This window comes from Hymenobacter sp. UYCo722 (assembly GCF_040547115.1).
In the GTDB taxonomy this organism is placed as follows: domain Bacteria; phylum Bacteroidota; class Bacteroidia; order Cytophagales; family Hymenobacteraceae; genus Hymenobacter.
In genome coordinates this window covers 303988-318754 of sequence record NZ_JBEPPC010000004.1, presented here as the reverse complement: position 1 = coordinate 318754, position 14767 = coordinate 303988, and the positions used below count along the sequence as shown (strand labels likewise).

Sequence of the window (14767 nt, the reverse complement as noted above, 5' to 3'; positions counted from 1 at the left end):
GTGAACCAGAACTTTTAATTCATAATTTTTAATTTGATTTAAGCCATGTACTGCTTCCACCAGGTCTGGAATACGATAAGCCCCCAGATGCGGGCGTGCACGTCGCCGGGGCTGCGCGAGAAAAGCTGGGTTTTCAGCGTGCGAATGGCAGCTACGTCGAAAATACCCTGGGCTTCAATAAAGTCATCGCGCAGCAAATCGTTCTCGATGAGGGGGCGTAGCTCGCCGCGCATCCACTTCAGCAGCGGCACTTCGAAGCCGTGCTTGGGGCGGTCGTAGAGCTCGGCGGGCAACTCGGAGCGGAAGGCATCCTGCACGATGCGCTTTTTCATGGTCGCATCGACCTTGCTGGTGACGGGGATAGAAAAGGCGAAATCCACCACTTTGTAGTCGAGAAAGGGCGTACGCACTTCCAGTGAGTTGGCCATGCTCATCAGGTCCACTTTGGTGAGCATATCGTAGGGCAGCACCAGGGTCATGTCGGTGAGCAGTACCTCGTTGAGGTCGCCGTCGGAATGCAGGTGTTCCAGGATGTCCTTGCGACGCTTGGCGGCGAGCTTCTTGCCCACTTTGGCGCGGCTGGCCGGGCTGAGAAGCTTGCGGGCGTCATCGGCCGAGGCAAAGCTGGCCCAGTCCCAGTACCGTTCCTTCACGCCGGCCGTCATGCCGCGTGAGAAGCGCTGCAGTTGACGGATACGGTTGCCAAAGAAGCCGTTGCGCGACTTAGGCAGCGCGTCCCACACGAAGCCCAGGGCCGTCACGGCCTCGGCCTTCACGCCGCCCTGGCGCACCTTGAACTCGCCCATGTGCTTGTTGTAGCCGCCGAACATCTCGTCGGCCCCATCGCCGCTCAGGGCCACGGTTACTTTCTGGCGGGTGCGCTGGCTGAGGATGTACACGGCCAGGGCCGAGGAGTCGGCAAACGGCTCATCCAGGTAATCCAGCATGCTGTGGATGTGCTCGTAGAGGTCGTCGTTGGTCAGTGAGTAAACCGTGTGGTTGGTCTTATGGCGGGCGGCCACGAGGTTGGCATACTTGGTTTCGTCGAAGAAGGGCTCGTCTTTGAAGCCGATGCTGAACGTGCTCAGGTGCGGGGTGTGGCGCGAGGCCAGGGCGGCGATGACGCTGGAGTCGATGCCGCCGCTCAGGAAGCAGCCGAGCGGCACATCGGCCACGAGGCGGCGCTGCACGGCCCCATCCATCAGCTCGACCAGCTTTTTCTGTTGCTGCTCGTAGCTGAGCTTGTTTTTGGCAACCTTCTTGGGGTCGTAGGGAATTTTGTACCAGGCCTTGCCCACCACCTTGCCATCCTTGATGTACAGGTAGTGGCCGGGCAACACCTTCTTCACGCCCTTGAAAATGCTGGCCGGACCGGGAATATAGTTGAGCTGCAGATACTGGCTCAGGGCTACGAAATCGAGCTTGCGCGGCACACCCAGGGCCATCATCGACTTCATCTCCGAGGCGAAGAACAGCTTGTCCTCGTCGCGGTACACCAGCAGGGGCTTCACGCCGTAGCGGTCGCGGGCGACGAGCAGCGAGTTTTCCTCCTTGTCGTAAATCGCGAAGCCGAAAAAGCCGTTCAGCTTCTTGATAAAGCTGCGGCCTTCCGTGATGTAAAGCTGAAGAATGACCTCGGTATCGGTCTGGGAATGAAAAGTGCAGCCGCGCTTGATGAGCTTCTCGCGCAGCTCGCGGTAGTTGAAAATTTCGCCGTTGAAGACAATGGTGTAGCGGCCCGAGGCATCGGTCATCGGCTGGTTGCCGTCGGCCGAGAGGTCGAGAATGGCCAGCCGGCGGAAGCCCAGCCCGCACTGGTCGTACACGTAGTGGCCCTCCGAGTCGGGACCGCGGCGAATGATGGCGTCGGTCGACGCCTGCAGGTTGGCCAGCGACTGGCGACCCGTTTCGGTAAAGGCAAATACTCCGGTTATTCCACACATAGTCGCCCGCAAAAGTACGACCCCGCAACCTAAAGCCCATCTCCGGGGTATTGACAGCGCGCCGGCTTCGCGGCGAGCGGGCCAAACCCCGGCCGGGCGGCTACCTGATTTTCACTGCCTTTCGCTCCTGCACGGTGGCCGACGGGCTTTCTCCTGCTTCATTTCCCATCCTATTTTTTTGATTCTCATGGACCTTAACGCGCAATTCCAGGCTGCGGCCGATAAAGTAAACAACCTTCCCGGCGACATGGCCGCCAAGCATATGACCGAGCTCTACGGCCTCTACAAGCAGGCCACGGAGGGCGATGTAAACATGAAAAGCGACGAAGTCGATGCCGATGCTGCCGATAAAGCCAGCGGCCCCGGCGGCCTCTCGCAGGCCCAGTGGGACTCGTGGAATCAGTTCAAAGGAGTGGCGGAGGACGAAGCCAAACGCCGCTACGTGGCCAAAACCGCCGAAATCACGGGTGGCGCTGGGGCGGGCCAGACCGGCGGAGCCGTCGAAGCCAGCGAAGTACCCACCGATGGCCTCACCGGCGCGCCCAATACTGCCGACCACGGTGGGCTGAAAGGGAACATTAACGCTGGCACACCCTATGGCGGCGAGGATAAGCTGAAAGACATGCAGGCGTAAGTGCGCTCTGGCAGCAATCTCGGATAGTGCTTGCCATTTTTCCTAAAGCCGGCTTCCTATGGGAGGCCGGCTTTTTTATGGCCGATTCCCACAATCTTATGGGTATTGGAACGGAGATGGCCGGCTGGCCGGCTGTACATTGCCACCCGGCTATTCCGCCGCCCCTCCCCCACCCCATTCTTCTTTAATGAACCGTCGCCTTTTCCTGAACCAGGGCACCCGCGTGGCCCTCACCGCCGCCCTGCTACCCACCGTGGCCTGCCAAACCACCACCGACAAGCCGGCCGCTGATGTGCCTGCCGGAACTCCGGCGGCGGGAGCAACGACGGAAACGGGTACGGCCGACAGCTTCGAGCTGCACGAGGCGACCGTGGCCGACCTGCAGGACCGCATGGCCAAAGGCACCGATACGGCCCGCAGCCTCAGCGAAAAATACCTGGCCCGCATCAAGGGCCTGAACGAGGCCGGCCCAATGCTACGCGCCGTCATCGAAACCAATCCCGATGCGCTGACCATTGCCGACGAGCTAGACAAGGAGCGCAAGGCCGGTAAGGTGCGGGGCCCGCTGCACGGCATTCCGGTGCTCATTAAGGACAACATCGACAGCGGCGACCAGATGATGACCACGGCCGGGGCTTCGGCCCTGACGGGCCACAAGGCGAAGCAGGATGCCTTTATTCTGAAAAAGCTGCGGGCCGCCGGGGCGGTGCTGCTGGGCAAAACCAACCTGAGCGAGTGGGCCAACTTCCGCTCGTCGCACTCGGTGAGCGGCTGGAGCAGCCGCGGTCGCCAGAGCCGCAACCCCTACGCCCTCGACCGCAGCACCAGCGGCAGCAGCTCCGGCTCGGGCGCGGCGGTGGCCGCCAACCTCTGCGCCGTGGCCATCGGCACCGAAACGGACGGCTCGGTAGTTTCGCCTTCAGCGGTGAATGGCTTGGTTGGCCTCAAGCCGACGGTGGGCTTACTGAGCCGTAGCGGCATCATTCCGATTTCGAGCACCCAGGACACAGCTGGCCCCATGGCCCGCACCGTGCGCGACGCGGCCCTGCTGCTGGCTGCCCTGCAAGGCCCCGACTCAGCCGACCCGGCTCCACTGCCCATTCCGGCTAATACGCCGGCCGACTACACTGTTTTTCTGAAACCCGACGCCTTGAAAGGCCAGCGCCTCGGCGTGGAGAAATCTCACCTCAACGGCCCGCCCGCCGTGGCCGCGCTGCTGAAGGAAGCTGTGGCCGCCCTGAAAGCCCAGGGCGCGACCATCGTGGAAATCGAGCTGAACAAGCTGGTGAACCCCCTCGGCGAGGCCGAGTTCGACGTGCTGCTCTACGAGTTTAAGGAGGGCGTGAACAAGTACCTGGCCGGAGCCGGGGCAAGCGTAAAAAACCTGGCCGACGTCATTGCCTACAACAAGGCGCACGCCGCCGAGGCCATGCCCTTCTTCCAGCAGGAAACCCTGATTCGGGCCGAAGCCACCGACGGGCTGAATAATCCCAAATACAAAGCCGCGGTGAAGAAAACAGTCGCCGGCGCGCGCCAGGCCATCGACGGACTACTGAAAACCAACCAGCTGGCCGCCATCGTGGGCGTAACTACCGGCCCGGCCTGGTGCATCGATTGGGTGAACGGCGACTACTCAACGGGCGTGGATTTCTCCTCGCCGGCCGCGATGGCCGGCTACCCCCACCTCACCGTGCCCATGGGGCAGGTGCTGGGGCTGCCGGTGGGCCTGTCGTTTGTGGGCCCGGCTTACCAGGAAGGCCGGCTTTTAGGCTTGGGCTTTGCCTACGAACAGGCCACGCACAAGCGCGCGGCCCCCAAGTTTTTGCCGACGGTGACGGTGTAGGGCAGGTGTTTGGCAAATAAAATCGCAGCTAAACGGCCGTCATGCTGAGCGCAGCCGAAGCATCTCTACCGCAATACTATTTCTAATTGTAGGATTACTACTACGGTAGAGATGCTTCGGCTGCGCTCAGCATGACGGCCTATTTGGCGGCTGACTAGCTTTCCTAAAAAATCTTCCCCGGGTTCAGAATTCCATGCGGGTCAAAAACCTGCTTGATGCCGCGCATCAGATTCAGATTGGCTTCTTTCAGGGCGATGCCGATGTAGCCTTTCTGCACCAGGCCGATGCCGTGCTCGCCCGAGATAGTACCGCCCAGCTTCACGCAGAGCTCGAAAATTTCGGAGATGGGCTGACGCAGGCCCACGTTCCACATCTCGTCGTCGAGGTCGCCGCGGATGATGTTGACGTGCAGGTTGCCGTCGCCGGCGTGGCCGTAGCACACGCTCTTGAAGCCGTAGCGGGCCCCTATTTCTTTCACCCCGGTGAGCAGGACGGGCAGCGCGGCGCGGGGCACCACGGTATCTTCCTCCTTGTACACCGAATTGTAGCGCACCGAATTGCCGATGTTGCGGCGAATTTTCCACAGGTCGTCCTTCTGGCCGGCGGTGTCAGCCAGCAGGATTTCGTCCACGTCGTATTTTTCCAGCACGCCGTACACCTGCTCGGCTTCCTTGTAGAGCTGGTCCAAATCCTGGCCGTCGAGCTCGATGAGCAGGTGGGCCTGAATATCCTCGGGCAGCGTGAGCGGGATTTTCAGGTAATCGGACGACCAGGCAATGGCCTCGCGCTCCATAAACTCCATCCCCGATGGGATGATGCCCGCCCGAAACACCGCCGACACGGCCTCCGCCGCCTGCTCGACCCGGCGGAAGGGCACCAGCATCAGAATGTTATGCTGCGGGAAAGGCAGTAGCCGAAACACCACCTTCGTGATGATGCCCAGCGTGCCCTCCGAGCCCACCAGCAGCTGCGTGAGGTTGTAGCCGGTGGAGTTTTTGAGGGTGTTGGCGGCCGTCCAGATGATGTCGCCGTTGGGCAGCACCACCTGCAGGTTCAGCACGTAGTCTTTGGTGGTGCCGTATTTCACGGCTTTGGGACCGCCGCTACTGTGGGCCAGGTTGCCGCCCAGCGAGCAGCTGCCTTTGCTAGCCGGGTCGGGCGGGTAAAACAGCCCCACTTCCTTCACCGCATTCTGGAAAACCTCGTTGATAACCCCCGGCTCCACGGTTGCCTGCAGGTTGCGCTCGTCGATTTCGAGGATTTTGTTGAGCCGCTCGGTGCTCAGCACCACGCCGTGGTGGATGGGCAGCGCCCCGCCGCTGAGGCCGGTGCCGGCCCCGCGCGGCGTCACGGGCAGGCGGTGCGCGTGGCAGAGGCGCATGATGGCCCCAATTTCCTCGGCCGAGCCGGGCCGCAGCACCACGTCGGGGGCGAAGTGAAGGTCTTCGGTGTGGTCGCGGCCGTAGTCGGCGTAGGCATCGGCGGTGGCGGCAACCTCGGCGCGCTGCGCCGTGAGCACGTGCGCCGGGCCCACAATGGCTTCGAAGGCCACCAATAATTCGGGAGTCAACTCGTTAAAATTCATGAGCGGCAAAACGAAAAGGCCGCGCAAACTATCTTTGCGGCCGATGGGGAGGGTGACAACGAAGATACTACCGCTGCTGCTGGCTTTAGTTTTGCTGGCTGGCTGCCACCGCAAGCTGAATTATCGCGACGGCCAGTACCGCTCGGCGCGCGAAATGGTGCGCCTGAAAAAGGGCGGCCGCGTGCACTCCGTGGGCAAAACCAAGGTGGTAGGCGTGAGCCCGAGCGGGGCCAAAACCAAAGTCGTGGCCCGGCGCGCTGCCCGCGCGGGCAGCGCCACCGGCACGCTGGCTTCGGTGATTGAGGCCGCCCGCTCCTACCAGGGCACTCCGTACTTATACGGCGGCACCACGCGCCTGGGCCTCGACTGCTCGGGGCTGCTGCAATTGTCCTTCGGCGAGGCCGGCGTGGCCATTCCGCGCTCCTCCAACGAGCAGGCCGGGTGGGGCGAACCCGTGAAACCGACCGACCTGCGGCCCGGCGACCTGGTTTTTTTCGGGGCCTCACCCGGTAGTCGCACGATTACCCACGTGGGAATGGTGACGGTGGCCGACGAGGAAGGAGTCGATTTTATTCACGCCTCAACTTCGCTGGGCGTGGTCGAAAACAGCTTAGAATCTGACTATTACTTAAGCCGGTTCATCCGCGCAGTACGCCCGCACCTCTAAATTGGGGTGTATCGGCCGGTGGATTGCGCAAACGGTTTCACGTGGTCTTCCCTAAAAATAGTAAATTTGCCGTAATATTGACCCCTTCTTCTTACGCGTACCTTTGCACCGCTTTTAATTAAAGCTCACTGTTTCCACCAACCTTTTTTTTATGAACAACTCATTTTTACGCCACTTTGTGTTGCTGGCGATGATGCTCTTCACCGCCCGGTTGGGCTGGTCGCAGGGTGCCACCACGGCCGCCATGAGCGGGGTTATCACCGACAAAACCGGCGCGGGCCTGCCCGGCGCAACGGTGATTGCCGTGCACACCCCAACGAATACGCAGTATGTAACGCCCACCAACTCGGAGGGCCGTTTCAACATTCAGAACATGCGCGTAGGGGGTCCCTACACGATTAAAGTAACGTTCGTAGGTTACAAGGACCTGGTGCGCGACGGCATTAGCCTGAGCCTCGGCCAAAACCTCCGCTTCGACCAGCAGCTGAACGACCAGTCGACTGAGCTGACGGAGGTGACCGTGAGTGGTCGCCGCGACCCGGTGATGAACGCCGACCACACCGGTGCTCAAACCACGGTGCAGCGCGAAACCATCGAGCGTTTGCCCACCCTGAACCGTTCGCTGAACGACTTCACCCGCCTCACGCCCCAGGCCAACGGCCAGAGCTTCGGCGGTCGGAGCAGCGGCTTCAACAACATCACCATCGACGGTGCCATCTTCAACAACGCTTTCGGCCTGCAGTCGACCGTAGGTGGCCAGGCGGGTGCCCAGCCCATCTCGCTCGATGCCATCGACCAGATTCAGGTGAGCATCGCGCCCTTCGACGTGCGCCAGGGCTCGTTCACGGGTGCCGGTATCAACGTCGTTACCCGCTCGGGCTCAAACAAGGTGTCGGCGTCGGTGTACGATTTCTTCCGCAACCAGAAGCTGGTAGGCAGCACTGTAAACGGCATTACTTCGGACTACCCCACTTTCAACCTGAATAACATCGGCTTCCGCGTGGGTGGTCCCATCATCAAGGACAAGCTGTTCTTCTTTGTAAATGCCGAATCGGAGCGTCGTAACGACCCGCCCAACGGCAACTTCACCGCTGCGCGCGACGGTAGCACACCCGGCGGCACGGTGTCCAACGCTTCGGGCCGCGACCTCGACGTGCTGAGCAACTTCCTGCAGCAGCAGTACGGCTATAATCCCGGCCCGTACGAGAACTACAACCTGAAATCGAATAGCGACAAGGCGACGATTAAGCTTGACTGGAACATCAGCAACAATAACCGCTTCAACATCAAGTACAACTACCTGAAGTCGTTCGCCGATATCAACCCCAGCGGTTCGGGCGCTATTGGTAACTCGCGCGCGCAGTCGCAGTTCGGCCTGCCCTTCCTGGCGGCTTACTACCGCATCAACAACAACCTGAACTCCATCATTGCCGAGCTGAATAGCACGCTGGGCGGGGGCAAATACTCCAACAACCTGACCGCCGGCTACTCGGCCTTCCGCGACTTCCGCGAAAGCAGCGGCGGTGTTTTCCCGCTGGTCGACATTGGCAACGGCACTGGCCGCACCCTTTCGGGTACGGCGGGTACCACGGCCTCCAATACCCTCACTGCGTTCGGCTATGAGCCATTCTCGGCTTTCAACGTTCTAAATTCGGACGTGTACCAAATCGGCGACAACTTCACGGCTTACCTCGGTAAGCACAACGTGACGGTGGGTACTTACAACGAGTACTACAAGTTCCGCAATGGTTTTGCCCCAAACTACTACGGCAACTACTCCTTTAATTCGCTGGAGGACTTCTACGCTTCGGCGGGCTTTAACTACGAGCGCAACTCTGCGACCTACACGCCCTTCGCTCCTGGCACCGTGCGCCCCGGCGCCCAACGCTACAACTTGCAGTACTCGGCGGTGCCCGGCGGGGCTTTCCCCTTTGCCGATATTACCGCAGCCCAACTGGGCCTGTATGCACAAGATGAATGGTCGCCCCGCAACAACCTAAAAATCACCTATGGCATCCGCGCCGACCTGCCCTTCCTGACTTCGGACCTAGCGCAGAACGAGAACGCGGCGAAGCTCACCTTCCGCGATGGCGTGCAGCTCAACACGGGTGCCGTGCCGAAGAAAACGGTGTTGTTTTCTCCCCGCGTGGGTTTCAACTGGGATGTGAACGACGACCGCAAAACGCAGTTGCGTGGTGGTACGGGCATCTTCACGGGCCGCGTACCCTTCGTGTGGCTCTCGAACCAGGCTAGCAACAATGGCGTGCAGTTCGGCTCTTACACTTACACTGGCTCAGCAACCGTTAATCCCAACGCCGGTACTCCCTCGATTTTCAACCCCAACGTAGATGCCTACCGCCCGCAGAACGCGGCAGCTAATACGCGTTACAATCTGGCCGTTACCGCCAACGACTTTAAATTCCCGCAGGTATGGCGCACCAACTTGGCCGTCGACCAAGAACTGCCCGGCGGCGTTATCGGAACCCTCGAAGCTTTCTACACGAAAGATTTGAACGCAGTTTATCACCAGAACGTGAACCTGCCCGGCTCTGAGGCTAACCCCACCTACCGCGCAACGCCGGTAGGCACTGGCGGCGACAACCGCGAAGTGTTCTACGTACTGAATAACTTGGGCGCAGGAGTGACTTTCCCTACCGTCAACAACCAGATTTATGCTGGCCGCGGTGGTGCTTCGGCTGCCAATCCCAACATCAGCGACGCTATCCTGATGAAGAACACCAACAAGGGTTACTCTTACGCCATTACTGGCCAGCTGCAAAAGTCATTTAACAGCGGCTTCTACGCCAGCGTGGCCTACACCTACTCCGACGCGCGCTCAGTAAACGACGGTGGTTCGATTGCCAATTCTATCTGGCGCGACCGCCAAGTTTCGGGCGACCCGAACTCCGATGCGCTCAGCTATTCCGGATTCCTGCAGCAGCACCGCTTTATTGCTTCCGCATCGTACCGCAAGGAGTATTTAGGCCACCTGGGCACCACGCTCTCGCTGTTCTACGAGGCTGCCCCTGCTGGCCGCTACTCGTACGTGTACTCGGGCGACATGAACGGCGACAACCTGAATGCGAACGACCTGATGTACATTCCACGTTCGCAGGGTGAAATCAACCTGCGCGACATTACGCTGCTGCCAGCTATCACCACCGGCACTAACCAGGCCCCGGCCGTTATCTATAGCGCCGCCGAGCAGTGGACCGACCTGAACAACTTCATCAACCAGGACGACTACCTGAGCAAGCACCGCGGCGACTACGCCGAGCGTAACGGCGCTGTACGCCCTTGGCAGAACCGCCTCGACCTGCGCCTGCTCCAGGACATTTTCACCAACCTGGGCAACGACAACCGCAACACCTTGCAGATTAGCCTCGACCTCTTCAACGTGGGCAATCTGATTAACAGCAAGTGGGGCGCGTTCCAGACGGCCAACAAGGTTAACCCGCTCACGTTTTCGGGTTACAATACCCAGGGCCAGCCAGTATTCTCGTTCCCTTACTTGACCAACCCCACCCGCACGAGCTCGACGGACGCTACCGTTGCAGGTGGCACCAAGCTCACCGACACCTTCCGTTACGACACGGGCGGCATCGGCTCGCGCTGGCAGGGTCAGATTGGCGTTCGCTACATCTTCAACTAAGTATTTCCACTTAGCGTAGCCCCGAAAAGCGGGCAGGAAGCAATTCCTGCCCGCTTTTTTTGTGGCTGATTGTTTGGCATTTGCGCTAAAACAGCAAAAAAAGCGGGCGCATTGTTTGCCAGCGCAATAAATGGCCGTACTTTTGTCGAACCAACGCGCAATAGGCACGGCGGCAATTACCAAATCAGGGGGATTAGCTCAGTTGGCTAGAGCGCTTGCATGGCATGCAAGAGGTCATCGGTTCGACTCCGATATTCTCCACTGAAGGTGTGAATGAAGATAAAAAGCCCAACCGGTTTACCGGTTGGGCTTTTTGTTTGGCCGCGGCACTGAGTGGGTGGGTCAACAGGATTTAAGAAGACCGTCCTGCTGAACGCAGTGACGCAGGACGTGCTGTAGTATCGAGTGGAGTTTGCCTACACAAACAACCCCTCGACCGACAGGTACCGCTCGCCGGTATCGTAGCAGAAGGTGAGCACGCGGCTGCCCTGGGGCATGTCGGGTAGCTTTTTGGCGATGGCGGCCAGCGAGGCCCCCGACGATACCCCGACGAAAATGCCTTCCTCGCGGGCGGCGCGGCGGGTCATCTCGTAGGCCTCGGCCTGGGATATTTGAATGGTGCCGTCGAGCACGTCGACGTGCAGGTTTTCGGGGATGAAGCCCGCGCCGATGCCCTGGATGGGGTGCGGCCCCGGCGCGCCGCCACTGATAACCGGCGACGCCTCGGGCTCGACGGCGAACGTCTGCATGGAGGGGAAATGCGGCTTGAGCACCTCCGTAATGGCCGTAATGTGGCCGCCGGTACCCACGCCGGTGATGTGAAAGTCGAAGCCCTCGGGCGCGTCGCGCAGAATTTCCTGGGCCGTGGTTTCGGCGTGAATGCGGGGGTTGGCGGGATTCGAGAACTGCATGGGCATCCAGGCGCCGGGCGTGTTGGCCACTATTTCCTGGGCCTTTTCGATGGCACCCTTCATCCCTTTTTCGCGGGGCGTGAGCTCAAGGGCGGCCCCGTAGGCGGCCATGAGGCGGCGGCGCTCGATGCTCATGCTCTCGGGCATTACCAAAGTCAGCTTGTAGCCTTTCACGGCGGCCACCAGGGCCAGGCCCACGCCGGTGTTGCCGGAGGTGGGCTCCACAATCAAACTGTCTTTGGTGATGATGCCGTCCTTCTCGGCCTGCTCCACCATGCTCAGGGCAATGCGGTCCTTAATGGAGCCGCCGGGGTTGGCGCGCTCCAGCTTCATCCACACCTCCACATCGGGGCGAATGGCGGCAAACAAGTGGTTGATGCGGACCAGCGGCGTATTACCAATGGTTTCGAGAATGGAATGGGCTTTCATCGGCGTGAATAAATGGCGTGAATAAATAAGGAACGTGGTAAAAAGCACCTGTCATCCTGAGCGCAGCGAAGGACCTTCTCACGCAAGAACCTATTACCGTAATTATGTCGGCACTAACGTGAGAAGGTCCTTCGCTACGCGCCGGACGACAGGTATGCGAGTCTTAGCATTAAATCGAAAACACCAGCTCGGCCGAAGGGTCGAGGCTGCGGGAGATGTTGATGTGGGCGCGGTGGTACACGCGCGAATGAGAAGGTACGCTTTCGGTGAGCCACACGTTGCCGCCAATAATGCTGTGCGCCCCGATGACCGTGCTGCCGCCCAGGATGGTGGCCCCGGCGTACACCACCACAAAATCCTCGATGGTGGGGTGGCGCTTGGTGCCCTGCAGGCCCTTGGTCACGCTCATGGCCCCGAGCGTAACGCCCTGGTAAATCTGAACGTTGGCCCCAATCACGGCGCTTTCGCCGATGACGATGCCCGTGCCGTGGTCGATGCAGAAGGCCGGGCCAATTTGCGCGCCGGGATGAATATCGATGCCCGTGCGCTGGTGGGCGTACTCGCTGAGCAGGCGCGGCAGGCGCGGCAGCCCGCGCACGTACAGCGCATGCGCCACCCGGTACAGCGCCGTGGCATAAAAACCGGGGTAAGTGCTCACGATTTCGCCCAGGCCCTGGGCGGCCGGGTCGCTGGCCAGAATGGCGCTGGCATCGCGCTGCAGGGCGGCGCGCAGGGCCGGCAGCTGGGCAGCAAACTCGTTGGCCAGCACTGAGGGCAGGGCCGGCAGGTTGGGTACCTGGTTGAGGAGCACGGCCAGCTCGGCCCGGAAGTGGTGCAGCTCGGCGGCCACGGCGTCGGCGCTGGGCAGGGGGCGCTCGGCGCGCTGCGGAAACAGCAGGGCCAGGATGCCATCGGCCAGGGCGCAAAAGGCCGCGCCGGGCAGGGCATCGGGCACGGTGGCGTGGGCGTGAGCCAGCTGCTCGGCAAATGAGAGGGTTTCGGAGGACACGATAGCAGGAAAAAGGGGAATGAGAACCGGGGCACTAAACCGGACGCCCCGGCGAAGGTTTCGGGCCGGCCGGGGCAACGCCAACGGTGAAGCGGCCGTTTAGCCACCGGGGCGCACCAGCTGCCAACCGGCCATTGCCCAGGCAAAAGGTACGCATTTCCCCATTTCGTTTCACTTTTTTACTACCCGCTTTTATGTCGGATACCACCATCACCAAAATTGATTCACGCCACTCGCCCAAAGGTCCTGAGGGCGAAAAATACCTGGCCTCGGGCAAGCATGTGGCCATGCGCATGTGGGAAAACGAGCAGCCCGGCGAGTCCAAAGCCCCGGCTTCCCGTCCCTACGAAACGGTGGGCTACGTGCTCAGCGGCCGGGCCGAGCTGCACCTGGCCGGCCAGGTGGTCGTGCTGGAAGCTGGCAACTCGTGGGTAGTGCCCCAGGGAGCCGAACATACCTATAAGATTCTGGAGGCCTTTTCGGCCGTGGAGGCGACTTCGCCCCCGGCGCAGGTGCACGGCCGCGACGAGAAATAGCAAGCGTCTATTCCTGAAGGATGTTTGAACGTCATGCCACGCGCAGCCGAGGCATCTCTACCGCAGTACAAGGAACGTCATGCCGCGCGCAGCCGAGGCACCTCTACCGCAGTACAATAACGTCATGCTGAGCGCAGCCGAAGCATCTCTACCGCAATACTAGGAACGTCATGCTGAGCGAAGCCGAAGCACCTCTACCGCCGAAGTAATCATTTACTATGGCGGTAGAGATGCTTCGACAAGCTCAGCATGACGTTCCTTGTGCATGCTGATGTTGCGCCCTTCTCCTTCCTACCCTCTACCCTCATACCCTCCTACCCCATACCCTCTCACCCCAAAAAACCCATGACTACCCGCGAACTCGGCCGCACCGGCCAGCAGGTTTCGGCCCTCGGGCTGGGCTGCATGTCGATGGCCTCGGACTACGCCTACGGGCCCAGCGATGCCCGTGAAGCTACTACCACCCTGCACCGCGCCCTGGAACTGGGCGTCACGTTCTGGGACACGGCCGACGTGTACGGCTTCGGGGCCAACGAGGAGCTGCTGCGGCCGGTGCTGCAGGCACATCGGGCGGAAGTTTTTCTGGCCACTAAGTTTGGTTTCGTGGCCGACGGGCAGGGCGGCACCGCGCTCAACGTGCGCCCCGAGCGCATTGCCGCCGCCTGCGAAGCCAGCCTGCGCCGGCTGGGCGTGGAGGTGATTGACCTGTACTACGCCCACCGCATCGACCCGGCCGTGCCGGTGGAGGAGATGGTGGGCGCGATGGCAGCGCTGGTGCAGGCCGGCAAAGTGCGGTTTCTGGGCGTGTCGGAGGCCTCGGCGGCTTCGCTGCGGCGGGCGAGCGCCACGCACCCCATCGCGGCGCTGCAATCGGAATATTCGCTGTTCACGCGCGACGTGGAGGCCGAAATTCTGCCCGCCTGCCGCGAGCTGGGCGTGAGCCTGGTAGCATTTTCGCCGCTGGGTCGGGGACTGCTCACCACGGCCGGACCACAGCTGGCGGCGCAGGATTTGCGCCGCGGCATGCCCCGCTTCGATGATGATAACCGCGCGGCCAACGCGCCGCTGCTCGCGGGCATGCACGCGCTGGCGGCGGCCAAAAGCTGCACACCGGCCCAGCTGGCTCTGGCCTGGCTGCTGGCTCAGGATGCGCGCCTGCTGCCCATTCCGGGCACCAAGCGGCCAGCTTATCTGGAAGAAAACGCGGCAGCGGCGGCAGTGAGGCTAACTCCGGCGGAGCTCCAACAGCTGCAAGAGCTGCTGGCGGCGCGCCCGGTTGTGGGTGCCCGCTACGGCGAAGGCGCACTGCGACTGGTGAACCGCTAAAAAACTGTTCTATTTATTCAAAACGGGGGTAGAGACGCAACATCTTGCGTTTCGTCGGCCACGCCGTTTAAGTAGTTGTGCAAAAGCGAGCGTAGCAGAAAGGCGGTCATGCTGAACGCAGTCGAAGCAGCTTTATCGCAATAGTAAGTAGTTGTGCAAAAGCAAGCGTATTGAAGTAGCACGTCATGCTGAGCGTAGTCGAAGCATCTCTACCGCTTCGTTGAACAGCCCT

At 61.1% G+C, this 14767-nt stretch carries 10 protein-coding genes and 1 tRNA gene; 7 read left to right on the top strand and 4 right to left on the bottom strand.

What is annotated here, in order from left to right; translation table 11 throughout:
- Positions 1-38 precede the first annotated feature (38 nt).
- Entirely contained in the window at positions 39-1943 is a 1905-nt protein-coding gene (gene asnB, locus ABIB44_RS13015) for an asparagine synthase (glutamine-hydrolyzing) (RefSeq protein ID WP_354585072.1), read from the bottom strand.
- Positions 1944-2130: 187 nt separating this feature from the next.
- On the opposite strand from asnB, the gene ABIB44_RS13010 reads away from it, so the two are divergent.
- Both ABIB44_RS13010 and ABIB44_RS13005 read left to right on the top strand, forming a co-directional pair.
- Positions 2131-2577 carry an acyl-CoA-binding protein gene (locus ABIB44_RS13010; protein ID WP_354585071.1) on the top strand — a complete coding sequence of 149 codons (447 nt, stop codon included), beginning with the start codon at positions 2131-2133 and terminating at the stop codon, positions 2575-2577.
- Between the two features lie 187 nt (positions 2578-2764).
- Positions 2765-4420 (top strand): amidase, encoded by a 1656-nt coding sequence (locus tag ABIB44_RS13005; RefSeq protein WP_354585070.1) that lies wholly within the window; start codon positions 2765-2767, stop codon positions 4418-4420.
- Between the two features lie 163 nt (positions 4421-4583).
- On the opposite strand, the gene ABIB44_RS13000 is transcribed toward ABIB44_RS13005, so the two are convergent.
- A complete protein-coding gene (locus tag ABIB44_RS13000) occupies positions 4584-6005 on the bottom strand; it encodes an FAD-binding oxidoreductase (protein ID WP_354585069.1) in 1422 nt (473 codons plus the stop codon).
- 52 nt (positions 6006-6057) lie between these two features.
- Between ABIB44_RS13000 and ABIB44_RS12995 the strand changes: the two genes are divergently transcribed.
- The 3 genes from ABIB44_RS12995 to ABIB44_RS12985 all read left to right on the top strand — a co-directional run bounded on the left by ABIB44_RS12995 (position 6058) and on the right by ABIB44_RS12985 (position 10585).
- On the top strand, positions 6058-6672 hold the full coding sequence (locus ABIB44_RS12995) for a C40 family peptidase (protein ID WP_354585068.1): 615 nt from the start codon (positions 6058-6060) through the stop codon (positions 6670-6672).
- A 151-nt stretch (positions 6673-6823) separates the two neighbouring features.
- The gene (locus ABIB44_RS12990; protein WP_354585067.1) at positions 6824-10324 is read left to right on the top strand and encodes an outer membrane beta-barrel protein; all 3501 of its coding nucleotides are present in this window, start codon (positions 6824-6826) and stop codon (positions 10322-10324) included.
- Between the two features lie 187 nt (positions 10325-10511).
- Positions 10512-10585: transfer RNA gene (locus ABIB44_RS12985), tRNA-Ala, on the top strand.
- A 155-nt stretch (positions 10586-10740) separates the two neighbouring features.
- Here the strand turns inward: ABIB44_RS12985 and cysK are convergent.
- Together cysK and ABIB44_RS12975 are read right to left on the bottom strand one after the other, a co-directional pair.
- Entirely contained in the window at positions 10741-11664 is a 924-nt protein-coding gene (gene cysK / locus ABIB44_RS12980) for a cysteine synthase A (RefSeq protein ID WP_354585066.1), read from the bottom strand.
- 169 nt (positions 11665-11833) lie between these two features.
- A complete protein-coding gene (locus ABIB44_RS12975; RefSeq protein WP_354585065.1) occupies positions 11834-12673 on the bottom strand; it encodes a serine O-acetyltransferase in 840 nt (279 codons plus the stop codon).
- Positions 12674-12867: 194 nt separating this feature from the next.
- Between ABIB44_RS12975 and ABIB44_RS12970 the strand changes: the two genes are divergently transcribed.
- Together ABIB44_RS12970 and ABIB44_RS12965 are read left to right on the top strand one after the other, a co-directional pair.
- Complete coding sequence (locus ABIB44_RS12970) at positions 12868-13209, top strand: cupin domain-containing protein (protein ID WP_354585064.1); 342 nt, start codon at positions 12868-12870, stop codon at positions 13207-13209.
- A 345-nt stretch (positions 13210-13554) separates the two neighbouring features.
- Complete coding sequence (locus ABIB44_RS12965; RefSeq protein WP_354585063.1) at positions 13555-14535, top strand: aldo/keto reductase; 981 nt, start codon at positions 13555-13557, stop codon at positions 14533-14535.
- Positions 14536-14767: the final 232 nt, after the last annotated feature.

What these genes read in the sequence shown, in the direction of transcription:
- ABIB44_RS13005 (WP_354585070.1), top strand. Translation starts at nt 2,765, where the DNA reads ATGAACCGTCGCCTTTTCCTGAACCAGGGCACCCGCGTGGCCCTCACC.
- ABIB44_RS12990 (WP_354585067.1), top strand. Translation starts at nt 6,824, where the DNA reads ATGAACAACTCATTTTTACGCCACTTTGTGTTGCTGGCGATGATGCTC.
- ABIB44_RS12970 (WP_354585064.1), top strand. Translation starts at nt 12,868, where the DNA reads ATGTCGGATACCACCATCACCAAAATTGATTCACGCCACTCGCCCAAA.
- ABIB44_RS13010 (WP_354585071.1), top strand. Translation starts at nt 2,131, where the DNA reads ATGGACCTTAACGCGCAATTCCAGGCTGCGGCCGATAAAGTAAACAAC.
- asnB (WP_354585072.1), bottom strand. Translation starts at nt 1,943, where the DNA reads ATGTGTGGAATAACCGGAGTATTTGCCTTTACCGAAACGGGTCGCCAG.
- ABIB44_RS13000 (WP_354585069.1), bottom strand. Translation starts at nt 6,005, where the DNA reads ATGAATTTTAACGAGTTGACTCCCGAATTATTGGTGGCCTTCGAAGCC.
- cysK (WP_354585066.1), bottom strand. Translation starts at nt 11,664, where the DNA reads ATGAAAGCCCATTCCATTCTCGAAACCATTGGTAATACGCCGCTGGTC.
- ABIB44_RS12965 (WP_354585063.1), top strand. Translation starts at nt 13,555, where the DNA reads ATGACTACCCGCGAACTCGGCCGCACCGGCCAGCAGGTTTCGGCCCTC.